At 50.1% G+C, this 17945-nt stretch carries 23 protein-coding genes; 14 read left to right on the plus strand and 9 right to left on the minus strand.

Annotated features, from left to right (window positions below):
• Together BZJ19_RS01370 and BZJ19_RS01375 are read right to left on the minus strand one after the other, a co-directional pair.
• The coding region (locus BZJ19_RS01370) for a hypothetical protein (RefSeq protein WP_131826379.1) at positions 1-266 on the minus strand (266 nt) is incomplete at its 3' end.
• 579 nt (positions 267-845) lie between these two features.
• Positions 846-1277, minus strand: a complete 432-nt coding sequence (locus BZJ19_RS01375; protein ID WP_077674352.1) for a helix-turn-helix domain-containing protein — start codon at positions 1275-1277, stop codon at positions 846-848.
• A gap of 137 nt (positions 1278-1414) precedes the next feature.
• Between BZJ19_RS01375 and BZJ19_RS01380 the strand changes: the two genes are divergently transcribed.
• Positions 1415-1792: a hypothetical protein gene (locus BZJ19_RS01380; RefSeq protein WP_077674353.1), complete on the plus strand. Its 378-nt coding sequence runs from the start codon at positions 1415-1417 to the stop codon at positions 1790-1792.
• A 19-nt stretch (positions 1793-1811) separates the two neighbouring features.
• Here the strand turns inward: BZJ19_RS01380 and BZJ19_RS01385 are convergent, their stop codons facing one another.
• Positions 1812-2168, minus strand: coding sequence for a DUF805 domain-containing protein (locus BZJ19_RS01385; RefSeq protein ID WP_077674354.1), 357 nt, complete (start codon positions 2166-2168; stop codon positions 1812-1814).
• A gap of 28 nt (positions 2169-2196) precedes the next feature.
• Positions 2197-3639: an MltF family protein gene (locus BZJ19_RS01390; RefSeq protein WP_077674355.1), complete on the minus strand. Its 1443-nt coding sequence runs from the start codon at positions 3637-3639 to the stop codon at positions 2197-2199.
• 148 nt (positions 3640-3787) lie between these two features.
• On the opposite strand from BZJ19_RS01390, the gene BZJ19_RS01395 reads away from it, so the two are divergent.
• The 6 genes from BZJ19_RS01395 (at position 3788) to BZJ19_RS01420 (ending at position 5543) form a co-directional block, all read left to right on the plus strand.
• Positions 3788-4093: a hypothetical protein gene (locus tag BZJ19_RS01395; protein WP_077674356.1), complete on the plus strand. Its 306-nt coding sequence runs from the start codon at positions 3788-3790 to the stop codon at positions 4091-4093.
• A gap of 99 nt (positions 4094-4192) precedes the next feature.
• Complete coding sequence (locus BZJ19_RS01400) at positions 4193-4450, plus strand: hypothetical protein (RefSeq protein WP_077640915.1); 258 nt, start codon at positions 4193-4195, stop codon at positions 4448-4450.
• 79 nt (positions 4451-4529) lie between these two features.
• Complete coding sequence (locus BZJ19_RS01405) at positions 4530-4727, plus strand: hypothetical protein (protein ID WP_077674357.1); 198 nt, start codon at positions 4530-4532, stop codon at positions 4725-4727.
• Positions 4728-4733: 6 nt separating this feature from the next.
• The gene (locus tag BZJ19_RS01410) at positions 4734-4985 is read left to right on the plus strand and encodes a hypothetical protein (protein WP_162274204.1); all 252 of its coding nucleotides are present in this window, start codon (positions 4734-4736) and stop codon (positions 4983-4985) included.
• 8 nt (positions 4986-4993) lie between these two features.
• On the plus strand, positions 4994-5224 hold the full coding sequence (locus tag BZJ19_RS01415) for a hypothetical protein (protein WP_077674359.1): 231 nt from the start codon (positions 4994-4996) through the stop codon (positions 5222-5224).
• Positions 5217-5543, plus strand: coding sequence for a hypothetical protein (locus BZJ19_RS01420; protein ID WP_077674360.1), 327 nt, complete (start codon positions 5217-5219; stop codon positions 5541-5543). Before BZJ19_RS01415 ends, BZJ19_RS01420 begins: the two co-directional genes overlap by 8 nt.
• A 59-nt stretch (positions 5544-5602) precedes the next feature.
• Here the strand turns inward: BZJ19_RS01420 and BZJ19_RS01425 are convergent, their stop codons facing one another.
• Positions 5603-6385 (minus strand): alpha/beta fold hydrolase, encoded by a 783-nt coding sequence (locus tag BZJ19_RS01425; protein ID WP_077674361.1) that lies wholly within the window; start codon positions 6383-6385, stop codon positions 5603-5605.
• A 222-nt stretch (positions 6386-6607) separates the two neighbouring features.
• Between BZJ19_RS01425 and BZJ19_RS01430 the strand changes: the two genes are divergently transcribed.
• From BZJ19_RS01430 to BZJ19_RS01460, 7 genes are all read left to right on the plus strand, one after another.
• Entirely contained in the window at positions 6608-7969 is a 1362-nt protein-coding gene (locus tag BZJ19_RS01430; RefSeq protein ID WP_201249160.1) for a metal-dependent hydrolase family protein, read from the plus strand.
• A gap of 287 nt (positions 7970-8256) precedes the next feature.
• The gene (locus tag BZJ19_RS01435) at positions 8257-9039 is read left to right on the plus strand and encodes a DUF3450 domain-containing protein (RefSeq protein WP_077674486.1); all 783 of its coding nucleotides are present in this window, start codon (positions 8257-8259) and stop codon (positions 9037-9039) included.
• Entirely contained in the window at positions 9036-10385 is a 1350-nt protein-coding gene (locus tag BZJ19_RS01440) for a MotA/TolQ/ExbB proton channel family protein (protein WP_077674362.1), read from the plus strand. The genes BZJ19_RS01435 and BZJ19_RS01440 overlap by 4 nt, the downstream gene beginning before the upstream one ends.
• On the plus strand, positions 10385-10930 hold the full coding sequence (locus BZJ19_RS01445) for a MotA/TolQ/ExbB proton channel family protein (protein WP_077674363.1): 546 nt from the start codon (positions 10385-10387) through the stop codon (positions 10928-10930). The genes BZJ19_RS01440 and BZJ19_RS01445 overlap by 1 nt, the downstream gene beginning before the upstream one ends.
• Positions 10930-11334, plus strand: coding sequence for an ExbD/TolR family protein (locus BZJ19_RS01450; RefSeq protein WP_069586742.1), 405 nt, complete (start codon positions 10930-10932; stop codon positions 11332-11334). Before BZJ19_RS01445 ends, BZJ19_RS01450 begins: the two co-directional genes overlap by 1 nt.
• Positions 11334-11960, plus strand: coding sequence for an energy transducer TonB (locus tag BZJ19_RS01455; protein ID WP_077674364.1), 627 nt, complete (start codon positions 11334-11336; stop codon positions 11958-11960). The genes BZJ19_RS01450 and BZJ19_RS01455 overlap by 1 nt, the downstream gene beginning before the upstream one ends.
• Positions 11960-13132 (plus strand): tetratricopeptide repeat protein, encoded by a 1173-nt coding sequence (locus tag BZJ19_RS01460; RefSeq protein ID WP_077674365.1) that lies wholly within the window; start codon positions 11960-11962, stop codon positions 13130-13132. The genes BZJ19_RS01455 and BZJ19_RS01460 overlap by 1 nt, the downstream gene beginning before the upstream one ends.
• Positions 13133-13286: 154 nt before the next feature.
• On the opposite strand, the gene cspE is transcribed toward BZJ19_RS01460, so the two are convergent.
• The 4 genes from cspE to tkt all read right to left on the minus strand — a co-directional run bounded on the left by cspE (position 13287) and on the right by tkt (position 17863).
• Entirely contained in the window at positions 13287-13499 is a 213-nt protein-coding gene (cspE, locus tag BZJ19_RS01465) for a transcription antiterminator/RNA stability regulator CspE (RefSeq protein ID WP_077662687.1), read from the minus strand.
• A 260-nt stretch (positions 13500-13759) separates the two neighbouring features.
• Positions 13760-14707, minus strand: coding sequence for a LysR family transcriptional regulator (locus tag BZJ19_RS01470; RefSeq protein ID WP_077674366.1), 948 nt, complete (start codon positions 14705-14707; stop codon positions 13760-13762).
• A gap of 316 nt (positions 14708-15023) precedes the next feature.
• On the minus strand, positions 15024-15500 hold the full coding sequence (gene soxR / locus BZJ19_RS01475; protein ID WP_077674367.1) for a redox-sensitive transcriptional activator SoxR: 477 nt from the start codon (positions 15498-15500) through the stop codon (positions 15024-15026).
• Positions 15501-15868: 368 nt separating this feature from the next.
• Positions 15869-17863 carry a transketolase gene (tkt, locus tag BZJ19_RS01480; RefSeq protein WP_077674368.1) on the minus strand — a complete coding sequence of 665 codons (1995 nt, stop codon included), beginning with the start codon at positions 17861-17863 and terminating at the stop codon, positions 15869-15871.
• Positions 17864-17945 lie beyond the last annotated feature (82 nt).

Genomic DNA, 17945 nt, shown 5'->3' on the forward strand with positions numbered 1-17945 from the left:
GTTTTTTTTTCGTGCCTATAAAATGCTAATGATATTGTCTTTAGTAAACTTAAAGTGCCTTCTATGCTTGAAACTTTATCTTTTTGTTTTAATAACTCATCCCATGTGTGAGAGTCATTTTCGTTGGGGTATTCATAGTCAATCTGGCATGGCTGATTTTGATAATGCCTTGTTAGTGCGAATCCAAGGATTGCACTAGATACAAGAATGTCAGCTTTTTTTTCATTTGCTTCTTTAAAATCTTGATCATTTTCAATAACATACATTGCTTTTCTCCTCTTTGAATGTTTGGTTTAACTTATTTTTTTGTGGTTTTATTGTCCATAGGGAAATAGTGCATTATTAATTTACTTTTTTATGGCGAGGGTTATCCGCGAAGTGAAGCATTCTCGTATGCGGCCTGACGCAACTTGTTAAAGATAACGTTAGGCTACCTAGATATAATTTATTTTTTGGTTGAGTATTCAGGCGGGTAAAACTACTTGCATCACATATTCTTCAGTGATTTCACGCAATGCCTTTGGGGAGATGCTGTTTAAGCAGCGCGTGATTGTTTTCATTTAAACTTCAATCCCATAATGACTAAGGACGAACAAAATAAATGTTTGTCATGCCTCGGCTATTGGCTTGTGGCCGACAATACCTGAGCCATTATCTGCTGTATGCGCGGCGTACGGTCGAAGTCGCTCTCTCGATATTGTTGATGTCGTCTCCCTTTGGCCAGTTGCGGGAAACCCATACTATTCACCTTTTGGTGTTGGCGATGAGAGGCGCACCACTATCGCCAATTTAACCATGAGTGTTGCACGAATTATTTGAACTCAGATCGTCTTGTCACTTGCCTATCACCTAGGAATGCTTTTCTCATTGTAATAGGGCGGTGCTTCATCGGTGGGAAATTCCTTTCTCACATTCGCCACTTGCCGAACGCTTAACCCAAACTGGCGGGCGACTTTGGCGCGTGAGTCGCCGTTTAACAGGGCTTTGACGATGGCTTTGTTGCGTTCTTGGATATCGATTTGGCGTGAGGTGGGAAGGGCGAGATAGGTGCCGCCGTATATCTGGCTGAGTATTTCAACGCTTTCTCGGGGCAGTATTTTTATTAGCTTGCTGCGGTCGGGATATTTGGGAATGTAGACGTCCTGTCCGCCCAATGTCGAGACCAACAAGTAAGTGTCTGGAAAACCTATCAAGTCGATCAGTTCTCGGGTTTTTTCAGACAGAAGCGAAATATTGATATTGTCATGATTTAGTGTTGTTTTTGAGACATACGGCATACTGATTTCCATGTCAAGTAAGGTATGCAGTGAGCTTACGCAGGTCGGGTTTTAAAACGGCATAGAGAACTTTTGCTCTGTGGCTTTGCGCACCAAATCCAGCAGGATGAAGGCTCTTAATCAAAGGAGCGTTTACTGTGGCGATCATCTCCCCCCTTCAGGATGAAGAGGTTCATACCTTGGCGCAGCACATCATGGCGCGGATCCGTTTTCAGCATCAGATCGTGTTTGGTGCGCAGGCGATGGAATGTCCGCCGGTGCAGCACAAATATCATTTTCAAATTGATGAGTTAGCCGCTTGGCTTAATCAGCCGACGGCAAAGGTGCGGGCGGGCATTGCTGAATTGTGTGCGCGGCTCAGTCATGTGCAGGTGCATCACTATGTCGATAACTCCCCCCATTTTGACTTTGCGGTGTTGTTCAGCCGAGTTGGGTATAGCGAGCAGGGGGTGTCGGTGGCGTTAAATACGGAATTGGCCGATAACGTATGGTGGATTACTGCGCCTACTGCATAGTGCAGCAGGCGCAGCATACTTAGAGTGGATGTCCGTTATCAGGGGCAGAGAAGAGCAGTTCGAACCACACCCAAAGGGTGCCTAAGCCCGGGATCATGGCGAGCAGGGTGCGCGCTGGATAACCGAGTTCACGCAGCCGCTTGATGCTCAGTGCAACGGTGGCCCAGGTGACAAACAGTTGGATAAAAAAGCCCAGCACTGAAAACACCACTTCTGGCGGTGTCCAAATGCCATCCATCAATTGAATGCTGTCATGTTGGACGGCAATCCCCATCAGAGACTGAATAACAAACCATGGCAGCACAAAGCAGAGCCAAAACTGGCGCTGGCTGACGGTGCCGCTAAGACTAAAGTAAAAGCTAAGTGATTGTTTCATTGAAATGTCCTTCTACAAAAAAGAGTGTTTAGGGTGCCGAGTGGACGGGCGTAGAGGCATCGGGAAATAACTCCCCGTCGCCGGTTAAGTCGGCGTAATGCTTGCGCTGGCGAAAGATGCGCTGCACATAGTGCTTAGGCTCGCTACCTCGGCAGTAGCCGTAGCGAATGTCTGGACGTTGGTAGACGGCTTGATGCTCGAGCTCAGTGATGTAATCTTCCACGCCGCGTTGAGTCGGTGAGCTAAACCAGTTATCCGGATCGGCGCCGTCAGCACGGGCCAAGGCGCGTGCGTCTAAGACATGACCTAGTCCTGCGTTGTAAGAGGCCAGCGAGAACGCGAGTGCGTCTTGCTCGGGAAGGTGGTGCCAGCGTTTATACATACGGTGGTTGTAGCGGGCGCCGCCACGAATGTTCATTGCTGGATCAAACGGTTGGGTAACGCCCATTTCTTTAGCGGTCGGCGGCATCAGTTGCATCAGCCCCATGGCGCCTGCTGGTGAGACGGCATCGGCGCGAAACCGCGATTCCACATAGCTTTGTGCTGCTAACCACTGCCAATCAAACGGGGCATTATCATAGCGCTGAAACATCGGGTCCCAGGGGCTAAGGGTGCTGGATGAGGATAAAAATGTGCGGGTTTGGGTGGTATCGGGCGCAGTTTGCTGTTGGTTATAGGTGTCGTGAATGCGCTGTGCCGCATCACTTTGTAGCCAGCGATTTAAGGCATCGAGCAATGAGCCGTCGCCGTATTTACTCACCACAAAGCCAACGTTCCGTGGTGCCCCAAAGACTAAACTGACATCGACATTGCTGTCACGTACGTTGGCGTTGCGGGCAATGTGTTCATCGGCCACGGTAAAGTCGATCTCTTTTTCAGCCACATCGGCAACCAGTGCCAAGGTCGCGGTGTCCTCATCGACATAGTGCAGGCCAATGGTGTTGGCATCGGCGGTTGGGCCAATGTTCACTCCTGCCCGTTTGGCGGCACGCATTAGCTCGCCAACATACGCACTGCTTTTACGCAGCGACACCGTATGGCCCGCCAAGTCAGCAATACGTCCGATGGGCTTGTCGCTGCGCTGCACTAATACTTCACGGGTTTCAAACAAGGGGACCGAGAAGTGTACTTGACGCTCGCGCTGCGTAGTTTGGGTGAGATCCGCGGCACCAATATCGGCGTGACCCTGATTCACACGGTCGATAATTGCCGCGACCGTTGGCTGTTTATTTATCGTCAGTGTGACGCCCAGATGTTCGGCAAAGCCGCTTAGCAGCGCACATTCTCGTCCCATCACGTTATCTTGCACGTAATAGCAGCCCACGCCATCCAAGCGCGTGGCGACCACTAATTCACCACGGGTTTGAATCAGCGCGAGATCGCTGGGTGGGTCGTTTGGTTTACAGGCCAGCAGCACAAAACAGGTCAGTGCTATCAGCAGTGAAGTTCGAGTAAAGGTTAGATAGTGCATGGTCTCTCCGGCGTAATGAATAAGCCGTGAGCGTAGCGGGGAGCGCTTTTTTGTCCGAAGCGTGAAAGTTTTCACTATTACAGCGTGATATGGGCGCAGTTAGAGTAAGCAGACCCAATCAAGGGTAACTAAGAAAAGGAGACTATCTATGCCTGAATCAGGAGATCAAGCGCCAGAAAGCGGTGCACAAAACACGCAAGGATCGGCAACCGGTATTGAGCCAGTGCCTTATCGTGACCGTGTTGATCCTAAGGTCGGCGATCAGACCACCAGTTCGTCTGCACAAAGTGTGAATTTGGATGGTCTGCGCGACTTGTCGGCGCTTTCAAAATTGCAAGTGCGTGAGTTTACCCACACTGGGGCCACGCAAATGCAGGCGACTGCCAATGCCATGACACAAATGGCTGCGGCTGGCGCGAAAGCGGTGAACTACGTGATGGCGGGAAAGAAATAACCCGCTCAAAGGAAGCACTGCCTTATGTTGTTTGGGTGTGTCGCTTCATAAAGTAACCCTCTGCCATGTGGCAGATATTAACTGAAAAAGGAAAGTACTATGCCTGAAGAAAATGGTATTACCCCATCACCTTATCGTGACCGCGTTGATCCGAAAGTTGCGGATCAAACCACAAGTACCTCGGCGCAAAGCCTGAACCTAGATGGCTTGCGTGACTTGTCAGCGCTTTCAAAATTGCAAGTGCGTGAGTTTACCCACACCGGTGCCACGCAAATGCAAGCGACCTCCAACGCCATGACACAAATGGCTGCGGCAGGCGCGAAAGCAGTGAACTACATCATGGACGGCGGCAATTAAGCCACGCTGATCTGTGTACGTGTCGAGGCAGCCAATGTGCTGCCTCGATGCCTTATCCACCACTGAAAAGGAGATCGCCGTGGCCGACAAACCCGATGTGATCAGCCTGCGTGAGCAAACCGAACGTAAAGGTCACTTGGTCGATGTGATGTCGAGTGCGTATTTGCAGCGCTCAATCAACAACTCGGTTGAAACCACCTTGCAAGACCAAGTGAATGCCCGCAACCAACGCATGCTGCTGATGACTAAGCAGCTCAATAAAATCGCTGATTCGTAAGTCACTATGAACGAGGAGGAAGACGTGGCGAGCGATGGTAAACGTCTGTCGTCTTCCATATTGGTTCAAAACACCGTTGACCACTTACGGGATACGGCACTACAAACCACGACTGTAGTGGGCAAGGCGTTTCAAAAATGGTTGGGCAACCCGTTTAATCTCATGTTCTTGCTGATCATTGTGGTCGCCCATGTACAGCTTTTTATCGCTATTATTCAAGGGCTGCTAATGGTGCTGCTCTCTAAACTCATGCGCTAGGAGGAATCATGCCAACACCGACACTCGATTTTGGTCTACCGGATGACTTTGACCAATACCTCGACAAACTGATTGCGTCTAATGGTACCGATGCGGCCATGGGCGAAGAGCTTCGCGATGCGATTATAAAAAGCTGTCGAGAAGTGAATGATAACCTAGCCGAGTCGTTCTCAGATTTATCTAAAACCGGCTTTGAACCAGACGACGAGGCGAACAGCGAGGACGATGGCGATGAGTAAAACTAACACTTCTGATGAAATTGTGCGCAACGCCGTTGAGCTGCAAGGCCTGCAAATGCTGCAAGGTGCCTCCGACTCACTGCGAGACGATAGACTTAGCAACATCATGCTGAAAAACCAAGTGATGATGAAATGGCTGCAAGAGCCAGACAATAAAGACTACCCGCAACTTCTGGCGCAAATTGGCGCGAAAAGTTTTAAAGAGGAAGTGAAACAGGCTTATACCTACGCGCTCGATCTGGTCCGGCAAAAAGACTGCCTGTCAGATACTGAGGCTGACAGCACAGAGAAGAGCGGGGATGAGTCTGGTTCGTCATAAAAAGCATAACTGACGTAAGTGACGTACCTTATGTCAGTTATCTATCTCACCCTTCAATATTATAAAAATCCACGAATGCGGTTGACCCACGGATAAGGACTTTCGAGTTGCACTGCATGACCGCTCGGTATTTCATCGTACTCACTGTTAGATATTGCGGCTTGTACTTCTTGGGCTCGGTAAGGCGGTACAAGGGTGTCAAACGCCATGGCTAGGACGAGCGTCGGGGCTTGAATTTTCGATAAATACTGGCGGATGTCTAGGTCTTTACCGAGTGCGATTCTTCGATGCGTATCAGGTAACCCCTTTGTGGTGCATATACGCGCTACCAGCTCTGGATCCATATTAGCCAGAAATGTTGGACTCAGTACATGGCTTAGCCCGAACGCAGTTGCTTGTTGTGGTGCGGTTTCTTCGAGTAGTTGCCAAGTATTAAACACCAGTTGATGGCGTGGGTCATCACCATGGCACCAAGGCGCACTTAACACTAACCGGTTAATAAAATCAGGATACTGCGCGGCAACGTAAGCCGCGACCGTAGCCCCGAGTGAGTGACCAACGAGATCAATCTTCTTGCTGCCTCTTTCGTTAATAATGGCCACCACTTGATCGGCGAGAGCGGATACTGTCAGCTCATGGTTGGGTAAGCTGGAGTCCCCACACCCGGCATAATCTGGAACGATGATTTCGCGATGATCAAATGCACCGAGAAGGGAGCTATAACTTGCTAAGCCATCACTATTGGTACCATGCAACAGTATAAGAGGGCAGTCGGATTGATTGGGCTGATAAATATGATAGCTACAATGGGAATGGTCGGTTGATACGACGACTTTATTCATGGCTGTTCCAATTGCATATTCAATGGGCCGTAGAGCGTGCCACAGCAAGATCAACAAAATTGCGATAACTCTCTAAAAATTTGGGCTTTTTGGTGTGGTTGGCTAATTTAATAGACAGTGCGGTCAGAACCTCATTGTCCTTTGGTTTCTTCAATGAGCGAGGAGCAGGCGCTGTGGGCAGGGTTTGAGTCGCTTTTTGTTAATGAATACAAGGAGTGTGAGATGGCGAGGTTGATGCGAAGGCTGGCGATAGTTGTGGGCGGCTTGTTGTTGGTGGTCTCGGTTAAGGCGCAGTTGGCGCCGCATCCGCAGAGTGTGTTGTTTGAAAATGTGCGTATTTTCGATGGTCAATCTGCGCAGCTTTCTGTCCCAAAACATGTTTTAGTTGAAGGAAACAAGATCACACGGATTTCGAGTCAGCCGATTGACGTGGTGCCGTCACTGGACTCTGTAGTGATCCAAGGAGAGGGACGTACGCTGATGCCGGGGCTGATTGATGCACATTGGCATGCGATGTTGGCGACTGTTTCCGTCCCACAACTGCTTACCGCAGACGTCGGCTATATCAATCTTCGGGCCGCACAAGAAGCTGAACGCACGCTAATGCGAGGCTTTACCAGTGTACGTGATCTTAGTGGGCCGGTATTTGGTCTGAAAAAAGCGATTGACGAGGGTATAGTCGCCGGGCCGCGCATGTGGCCCTCCGGTGCAATGATTTCGCAAACGGGCGGGCATGGTGATTTTAGGATGCGTTATGAAGTGCCTGCCGCGAGCAATGCTGGACTGAGCCGCGGTGAATCGCTCAATGGTGGTGTGATAGCGGATGGGGTGGCGGAAGTAAGAAAGCGCGTTCGCGAGCAACTGATGTTGGGTGCCTCGCAAATCAAACTCGCGGCGGGAGGCGGCGTCTCCTCTGCGTATGATCCGATTGATGTGGCCCAATACTCGGAAGAAGAATTCCGCGCTGCGGTAGATGCGGCAGATAACTGGGGCACCTATGTGACGGTACATGCCTACACGCCTAAAGCGATTCAAACTGCGATCAACGCGGGTGTGAAAGTGATTGAGCATGGACAGCTCATGGATGAAGCAACTGCACAATTAATGGCGGAAAAAGGCGTATGGCTGAGCGGCCAAGCCTTCCTTGCTAACGAGTACTCGAATCCGACGCAAGGGGAGGCGAAAGTAAAACAGCAACAGGTCGCCCAAGGCACCGACAACGCCTTTAAGCTTGCTAAGCAATATGGCCTTAAGGTGGCTTGGGGCACAGATATTTTATTCAATCCTGCCATGACCAAAAATCAAGGCGCGATCTTAACCACGATGACAAAGTGGTACACACCGGCTGAAGTGTTATCGATGGCAACGTCTGGGAATGCAGCCTTGCTTGCGTTGTCTGGCAAGCGGAGTCCATATCTAGGAAAATTAGGGATGATAGAAGAGGACGCTATCGCTGACATCCTGCTTGTTGAGGGTAACCCGCTGGAGAATCTCGACCTGATTGCCGAGCCTGATGCGCACTTCGTTGTAATCATGAAAAACGGCAAAATCTATAAAAACACCTCGGAAACAATAGGGTATTGATAGCAAATAAGCGCACGCGATTAAAAGAGAGTAATGGCGTGCGCCATCGCCTTTGGGCTTAATAGGCCAAGTGCAAAGTTAGGCCAACACCCAGTTGGTCGCTATCTACTTGATGTGTTTTTAGTTTTTACTGTTATCTCTTCTTTACTGATAAGCCGCAATATTCTCCAACCTCCTTTACTGCTAGGCTAGATCTTTGCCGCCAAACTCGGTACATTACACGCAAATAGAAACTATTCTCACTTTTGTTTGTGGCGGAAGCCATATCACCAAGCATGTTTGTAGATATCACCATGATAAAATCGTCTTCATTTCGGCTCGTGCTGGGCGTTGCGTCCTGTTTGGCGTTCACGCCAGCGGTGAGTGCGGATCAGCTCGAAAAGGCGCAAGCCATCGAGGGTAAAACCACCCAAGAAGCGGCGCAGTCGCAATCACGCATTAATCGCCGCGCCGATGCTAGTTTGGCTATGCGTCAAGAAATTGAGCAAATCCAAACTCAGATCAGTAATTTAGAAATCTACCGCGATCACCTACAAAACTTGGTGAGCAACCAACAGGTAGAAGCACAAAGCCTTCGCGATCAAATCATCGAGATCAAAGAGACGCGCCAAGGTATTGTACCTTTGATGTACCGCATGCTTGACGGATTGGAACAGTGGATTGCTAAAGATATGCCACTGAAAGCGGAGCAGCGCCAAGCACGTCTAGAAAAGCTTCAAGCGATGATGGGTCGCGCCGATGTGGCGGATTCGGAGAAGTTTCGTCGTATTCTCGAGGCTTATCAAATTGAGCGTGACTATGGCACCAAGCTAGATGCTTACCAAGATACCATTGCGCTGGATGGTCGGGCGCATCAAGTGGATGTGCTGCATCTTGGTCGCGTGTCGCTGGTGGCGCGTAGCCTTGATGGCAAGCAGCATTGGGTATGGAGCACACGAGATTCGCAGTGGGTATCCTTGGATGCGAGTGCGGGCGAAGCCGTGGATAAAGCCTTCGCGGTTGCACAAAAACAAGTAGCGCCGTCGTTGTTATCTCTGCCTTTAAGTGCCAACCAAGGGGTGAAATCATGAGCTGGAAAACCCTGATTGCCGCAGCCTGTTTTATTGCTGTCGCGCCTTTGACCCATGCTGACGATCTTGTGGGCCAAACCCAACAAGCGCAGCAGCAAGCCCGTGAACACAACCAAGCGCGTGAAGCGGAGTTTGCGATGACGGAGCGTGAGCTGCGCGCCAAACTGAATCAGTTGAAAGCCACCCGTAATGCGCTTGAGGCGGAAACCGAAAAACTCAGTGACACCTTTAGTGACAACGAGCAACAACTGGCGTCGTTGGAAGATAAACTTCGCTTGGAATCGGGCAGTTTGGGAGAGCTATTTGGCGTGGTGCGTCAAGCGAGCAAAACCATTCAAACCGACAGTGCTTCGAGCTATGTTGGCATCACGCAACCGACCTTTAATCAAACCGTTTCAGAGATCGTTGCCGCCGATATATTACCGTCACTCAAACAGCTAAATACGCTGTGGCAAGGGATGCTCACCCAAATGCAAACCAGCGGCGAGCTGCAAGCGTTAACGCTGCCGGTTGTGGATGCGCAAGGCGTGTCGTCTGAGCAGTCGGTAGTACGCGTCGGTAACCTTGGGCTGGTGAGCCCGCAGGGCTATTTAAACTGGCAGTCGGATAGAAAGGTGGCGATCCCGTATCGTGCGCAACCTGATAATACCCTCACCACATCCACGCTTGAGCAAGCGATCACCTCGGTGGGTGAGCCTGTACTGGTTGATCCGTCGCGCGGCTTTCTCCTCAGTCAATTAGAGAAAGCGCCAAGCTTGGCGGATCGTTTTAGCCAAGGCGGTTTTGTGGCCAAAGTGATTGCGGCGTTATTGGCGGTTGGTCTGTTAATTGCGCTCTATCGCGGCGCGGTACTGCTGTCTATTCATGCCAAAATGCATCRTCAGCTGAAACATCCAGAGTCACCAGAGGATAACCCACTGGGTCGTGTCCTTAAGGTGTATCACGATGCGCCACAGCGCGATGTTGAATCGCTGGAGTTACGCTTGCTGGAAGCGGTTGTCGATGAGCAACAAGGCTGTGAAAAAGGCCTCTCCATGTTGAAACTGCTTGCAGCACTGGCGCCAATGCTGGGTCTGTTGGGAACAGTGACTGGGATGATCGAAACCTTCCAAGTGATTACCCAGTTTGGTAATGGCGACCCGAAAGTGATGGCAGGCGGTATTTCGATGGCTCTTGTGACCACGGTACTTGGCTTGATCGCGGCGATCCCACTGCTTCTTGCGCATAATATTTTGAGCGGGCAGGCCGATCATATTCGCGGTATGTTAGAAAAACAAAGTATTAGCCTTGTTGCAGAACAAGCCGAGCAACCAGCGAATACGGCGGCCACTGGACAAGCAGCATGATGGATGTAGAGCTACTTTCCCAATTCAATCACCAAGATATTTGGTTTATCTTGCGCCATTTTATGGCGCAAGGTGGGCCAGTGCTATGGTGGCTGGGTGTGGTAGTGCTGTTTTGCTGGGTTTTGGTGATCGAACGTTTGTTGTATTTATACTCACGGTTTCCGGCACAACGGCAAGTGTGGGTATCGGCCTGGCAAGCACGCACTGATCATCATTCGTGGTACGCACGCGCTATTCGCCAAGGGTGGCTATTTGAAGCGCAGCATGAACTGGGGCGCTACCTCAGTTTAATTAAAGCGCTGGTGGCTATTTGCCCGATGTTGGGCCTGTTGGGCACAGTCACTGGAATGATCTCTGTCTTTGATGTGATGGCCAGTCAAGGGACCAGCGAACCACGCTTGATGGCATCGGGGATTTCAATGGCCACGCTGCCGACCATGGCTGGCATGGTGGCAGCCCTTGCCGGCATGTTTGCCCACGCCCGTTTAGTTAAAGCCTGTCAGCGCCGAGAAGTGGCGCTTGAACAGGCGCTCCGGAGTCAGTAATGCGATTGATTCGACCTCATAAGCAGCGCGAGGAAGCGCAAATCGATTTAACCTCCATGTTGGACATTGTGTTCATCATGTTGATCTTTTTTATCGTCACCAGCTCGTTTGTGCGCGAATCCGGGGTGGAAGTGAACCGTCCCGAGGCGAGCCATGCAACCAGCCAAAAAGATGCCGGTATCTTTGTCGCGGTGACCGCATCGAACGAAATCTATATTGACAAGCGTTTGGTGGATGTAGAACGTGTCGAAGCGACGTTAGAGCATGTGCTGTTGGATAAGCCGGATGCGTCCCTTGTGATTCAAGCCGATGAACTGGCGTACAATGGTACCGTCGTGAAAGTGATGGATGCTGCCAAGGGAGCAGGGATCGCGAGTATTGCCTTGGCTACGGAGTCGCCATAATGAAGCGATGGCTGATTTCAATGCCGGTCGCGCTGGTATTCACGTTAGGCCTATTTATGCTGATGGCTCTGATGGTGGGTCACAGTACCCAGCGCCCGCAAGAAAAGTCGACCTCGATGAGCATCGATATTTTTATGCAGGAGCCGGATACCGATGTGCAGCGTCGTCAGCGCACGGTGCCAGAGCGGCCGAAACCACCGGAAATGCCAGATACGCCGACGCCGGTAACGCAAACACAATCGACGGCTTCCGCTCAGCCGGATATGCCAACGCTGAATTTGCAGACCAACATTCAAGGCGTCATGGTACAAGCTCCCTCTCTGGGTGATTTAAGCGTCATGCAGGGGCCGAATAATCAGCAGGCCATGCCGCTGTTTCGAGTGCAACCCAATTATCCACCACGCGCCATGCGTCGTGGTTTAGAAGGGTATGTAGTGGTGCGTTTTACCATTAGCCCTTCCGGTCGACCGCAAGATTTGAGTGTGGTTGAAGCAAATCCGCCCCGTATGTTTGAACGTGAAGCACTGCGAGCGTTGCGTAAATGGAAGTACGAGCCCAAAGTGGTGAATGGAGAAGCCGTGGCGCAGCCGGGTCAGCAGATCAAATTGGAGTTTAACTTACGCTAATGTTGAAACGACTTATCTTTACCTTGGCATTGATGTTTGCACTGCCCGCCGCAGCGCAGTTGTCACCCTCGGTTGCCTTGTCGATTGAAAAGGCACAAGCGTTAGAGCAAGCGTCTAAGTTGGGCGAAGCCATTGCGCTACTCAACAAGCTGAATGTGAAACGTGATTTTGACAAAGCCTTTGTTGACCGTGCGCTGGGGGTTTTCTACTGGCAATATGGCAACAATGATAAAGCGATTGTCCATATCAAGCGCGCGGTAGATAGCGAGCAATTGCAAGATGCGCAAGCATGGCAAACCAAGCGTATGCTAGCCGATTTACTGCTGATTGATGGCCAATATGCGGCGGCATTGCAATATTATTATCCGCTTGCCCGCTCGGTACCCAAAGAGAAAGCAGAGCAGGCCGAAGATGTGTGGTTGCGTATCATGCAAGCGCATTATCAACGCGAGCAATGGCAGAAAGTGTTGGCTGCGTATCCCGATTATGAGCGCGCCATGAATAACACAGTCACTGTGTCGGCATTGTCACTCAAGCTTGGGGCGCAATTGCAATTGGAGCAATGGCGCGGGGCGACCCCCACTTTAAAAGCCTTGATTGCCCTTGAGCCGGATAATAAACAGTGGTGGCGCCAATTGGCGGCTAACTATGTGCGCTTAGAACAGCCGAAAAACGCGATTAGCACCTATTTACTTGCCAAGCGCAAAGGGATAGCTCTAGAGCCGAGTGAGCAACGGACAGTGGCACAGCTTTACGCCAATGTCGGTGTTCCTGAGCGCGCAGCCAAATGGCTGAAGGGACTGCCTGAGAGCGAGCAAGATGCACAAACCCTTGCTCAGCAAGCCAGCCTTTGGCAACAAGCGCGTGAATGGCCTCAGGCCATTTCAGCTTGGCAACTGGCCGCTAAGAAAGAGAGCCAATATCACTGGCAGCTGGCCTTGATGCAAATTCAGCAGGGTGAGTATCAGCAAGCACTCACTTCGCTAGATAGGGCGGAAACAGGGGCGTCGAAGAAAGATATTGCGTTAGCGAAAGTGCAAGCCTATTACAAATTGAATCAGTTTGATCATGCCCTTGAGCAAGCCAAAGTCGCGAAACGTATTTCGCCGGATGACGCCGTCGAAAGCTGGCTCTCCTTTTTGAAAAAACGTCAGAAGATGCAACAAAGCTAATCAATGCAAAGCTAATCAATGTTAGTTGATGGTCAAGGTTACAAAAGGCCCCACAGCAAGTGCTTGTGGGGCCTTTTTTATTATCGCGGGTATCTGAACGACAGGCACAAAAAAGGGCGCCAACGGCGCCCTACAATCAGTCAGACAAGGTTTCTTATGCAACAGAAACGTTAGATGCCTGTGGGCCTTTTTGGCCTTGCTCAACGGTAAAGTTTACACGTTGACCTTCAGTAAGGGTTTTAAAGCCTTCACCAACAATCGCGCGGAAGTGTACAAACACGTCTTTTTCGCCGTTGTCTTGAGTGATGAAACCAAAACCTTTCTCTTCGTTAAACCACTTTACGATACCAGTTGATTGATTAGACATAATCATTCTCTCTTAAATTAAAATAAATAGGGTAGCTTTGAACGGAGTCGATGAAATGTCTAAAAGCGAAAGTGGGTAACGTTAGAAACTCTATAATATTGATAATAGCGTAGCTTATGTCGACTTTTACTTGATGAATCATTGATGCTCCATGTTCCAGAGCTGTGACCACCATACAGCAATCCCAGTTCATGTAAAGCATTTAAACCCTTTTTTAGAAAAATGTAAGCGTTTACCCATGCATTCAGATACGAGAGCAATCAAATGCCTGCGCTAACATCCTCAAATAGCGTGATATTATCAGGCCAAGTTTGCTGAAAAGCCGTTGCCTGCTGCTTGATCCACTGACAAAACTGATCGACCTTATCTCGCTTAAAGTACCCGGCAGGTGCGCACAAAAAGTAACCATTGGTGGGCTTTACTGCCACTTGACCGATACGGACTAAGCTGTTGTCGGCGATATATCGCTGTACCAAGCTATGGCGAGCAAGCACAATTCCTTGTAATGATAATGCGCCTTCAATGGCATAGTTAGAGCCGTTGTAAGTAATGGTCGAGCATCCCCCTGCCGTACCGACGGTATTGAACCAACGAGTCCAGTCCATATCTCTCCACATATCACTAATTAAATGCCCCTTATATAAATCTTCAACCGCATAAATGCCATGTTGCTGTTGATAGAGGGGATGGCAGACAGGATAGAGGATATCGCCCATTAGCCATTCGCACTGCAACCCGTCGTAACGTCCTCCACCATAACGGATACATAAATCAATGGAAGATTGCTCAAACGTATTTAACGTTGTGGTGGACTCCACCAAGATGGATAGGTCTGGATAGGCGGCCCTGAATTGCGCAAGCCGAGGAACCAACCAGTTTTGAGAGAACGAGGGGAGAGTTGACAGTGATAGCTGATGTGGGGAAGGGTCATTATTGAGGAGCCACACGCCGTTGAGAATGCTTTTAAACCCTTGTTGAGCGTGCTTAAACAAAACTTCGCCTTCCGGAGTCAGCGTCACTTTACGGTGCTGGCGATAAAACAGAGGAGTCTCCAGCCATTCCTCTAACAATCGGATCTGCTGGCTAATTGCGGCGGCGGTTACAAACAAGGCATCTGCAGCTGCTTTAAAACTCCCCAAATGCGCAGCTTGATAAAAGTAATACAAGCCTTGAAGAGGCGGCATACGTGTAGGTTGCGTCTTTGACATAAGATTTACTTAACTGATTACCAGTGTTCATCGTTTGAGCATAGCGAGTTGCTGGACAAAAATAAATCCTACTTTTTGTTCAGAGAGGCGGTAAATCATGATGACGATGTATGATCCGGTATTCCCAACAGTCAAACAGATTGTAAATTCAGTTAAGAATAGATTACGTAGATGGCAGTTAAGGCGTACCCAAAATAAGCGGAGCGCGCATGTTTCAGAGTTGCCTGAACATTTGCGAGATGATCTGGATCTCGGTGCGCCAACCAAGTCACGATCCTCAATCCGTGACTACAACTAACAGCATTGAGCAGGCATATTACCTGCTCTTGCCCCAGTGTTTTAAAAGTTCAGACACATTTGTTTTTGGGTGGTTGAGCACGTTGTCATCTTTCGTGGCTTCGCCCACCACGTCATTGGGATTATAGAGTGCACATGACTTCATGGAGAGGCAGCCGCAGCCGATACAGCCACTGAGGTTTGACTGTAGCTGTTGAAGCCGCGCAATTTGCTCATTCAGGGTCTGATCCCAGTGCTCTGCCATTTTACGCCATTGCGCTTGAGTGGGGGCTTGGTGTGAAGGAAGCTCGCTGAGTGCTTTGCCAATCGCATCCAGTGACAGGCCAACATTTTGCGCCGCTTTGATCACGGCGAGGCGACGCAGCACCGCACGGTCGTAACGACGTTGGTTGCCCGCGTTGCGTTGACTCACAATTAGCCCCTTTTGTTCGTAAAAATGCAGGGTGGAGACCTTTACCCCTGCACGCTTAGCCACTTGCCCGACACTCATGGTCATTTTTTGCTCCCGTTCCTCTGACGTCTATTTACCTCAATATAACTTGAGGTTTTATGATGGCGAGTATGTTGAAAAAACAATGAGAGGGGAATCACTGATGGCAATCACGGAACAAGGTTTTACCGTCACTGTGATGAAGGTTGTCACTATAACGGTTGGCATTACGCGATCTAATAAAATGTTGAACGTTTGTTCAATAGATGAGATCTCTGAACATCTTCGCCACGATCTCGGTGTGAGACCTGCGTATCATCGTCGTCCATCTGCCAGTCGCTTTCTTTACTGAATCGAGGTGAAAGGACATGAAAAAGGCCAGTCTAAGACTGGCCTTTGTGCGCGTTAGCGTGCTAATCGCTGACTATAAGGAACTAGGCGAGTAGTTCATTAGCGGTTTCTACAACGTTTTCAACGGTGAAACCAAACATCTTAAATAGCTCACCAGCTGGTGCTGATTCACCAAAAGACGTCATGCCAATGATACGACCGTCTAGACCCACGTACTTGTACCAATAGTCGGCAATGCCGGCTTCGATCGCGATACGCGCGGTTACGTCTGATGGCAATACAGATTCGCGATAGGCTGCATCTTGCTTGTCAAACAGATCCGTGCTTGGCATAGAAACCACACGCACGTGCTTGCCTGACTCACTCAGTTGTGCCGCCGCATCAACGGCCAGCTCAACTTCAGAGCCAGTTGCAATTAAGATAAGCTCTGGCTTGCCCGCACAATCTTTCAGGATGTAGCCGCCTTTGGCAATGTTAGCAAGCTGCGCATCATCACGCTCTTGCTGGGCAAGGCCTTGGCGCGAGAAGATTAACGCGCTTGGGCCGTCTTTACGCTCAACAGCTGCCTTCCAAGCAACGGCTGATTCTACCTGATCACATGGACGCCAAGTGCTCATGTTTGGTGTTTGGCGTAGGTTAGCCATTTGCTCGACCGGTTGGTGAGTTGGGCCGTCTTCGCCCAAGCCGATTGAATCGTGAGTATAAACCTGAATGTTTTGCACCTTCATCAGGGCCGCCATACGCATCGCGTTACGCGCGTATTCCATAAACATCAAGAAGGTTGCGCCGTAAGGTACAAAACCGCCGTGCAACGCAATACCGTTAACGATGGCCGTCATACCAAACTCACGAACACCGTAGTGTAGGTAGTTACCGCTTGCATCGTCAGCGGTAATGGCTTTTGACCCAGACCACATGGTCAGGTTTGATGGCGCCAGATCCGCTGAACCGCCAAGCAGTTCAGGTAGCAGTTTGCCGAAGGCTTCTAGTACGTTTTGCGACGCTTTACGTGAGGCAATTTTCGCTGGGTTAGCCTGTAGGTCTTTGATGAGCTTTTGGGTTTCGCTGTCCCAGTTTGAAGGCAGGTCACCGTTCATTCGACGGGTAAATTCCGCCGCGAGTTCTGGATACTGCGCCTGATAGGCAGCGAATCTTTCGTTCCATGCCGCTTCTTTGGCGGCACCGGCTTCTTTTGCATCCCATTGTGCATAAATGTCTTGTGGGATCTCAAACGGACCGTGCTCCCAACCAAGGAATTCGCGTGCCGCTTTGATTTCGTCTTCGCCTAGCGGTGCGCCGTGGCAGTCATGGCTACCGGCTTTGTTCGGTGAACCGTAACCAATAGTGGTTTTGGTACAAATAAGCGTTGGTTTGCTGGTTTCAGCTTTTGCCGCCTCGATAGCTGCTTGAATCGCGGCAGGATCGTGGCCGTCGACTGCAGGGATAACCTGCCAGCCGTAAGATTCAAAACGTTTTGGTGTATCGTCAGAGAACCAACCTTCAACGTGACCGTCGATTGAGATGCCGTTGTCATCCCAAAACGCAATCAATTTACCTAAGCCCAAAGTACCGGCTAGAGAGCAGGCTTCGTGAGAAATACCTTCCATCAGGCAGCCATCACCAAGGAACGCATAAGTGTGATGATCCACAATATCATGGCCGTCTCGGTTGAATTGAGCAGCCAGTGCTTTCTCTGCCACGGCCATACCGACGGCGTTAGTAACACCTTGGCCAAGCGGACCGGTTGTGGTCTCGATGCCAGGGGCATAACCATACTCTGGGTGACCCGGTGTTTTTGAGTGCAATTGACGGAATTGTTTCAGATCGTCAATGGCAAGGTCATAACCCGTAAGGTGCAGCAGTGAGTAAATCAGCATTGAGCCGTGGCCGTTTGATAGCACAAAGCGATCGCGGTTTGCCCAGTCTGGATTTTGTGGGTTGTGGTTCATGTGGTCGCGCCACAAAACCTCGGCGATATCAGCCATACCCATTGGGGCACCTGGGTGTCCCGAGTTAGCTTGTTGAACTCCGTCCATCGCAAGAGCGCGAATGGCGTTGGCTAGCATTTTGCGTTCCATGTGTATACCTAAAGATTGAACAGGTTGAATACGGTATCGACGTTAATCATAAAAGCGGCCTAAGCCGCTTTTATTGTGTTAA

Origin of the sequence: Salinivibrio proteolyticus, from assembly GCF_001996165.1 — a bacterium.
Lineage (GTDB): Bacteria > Pseudomonadota > Gammaproteobacteria > Enterobacterales > Vibrionaceae > Salinivibrio > Salinivibrio proteolyticus.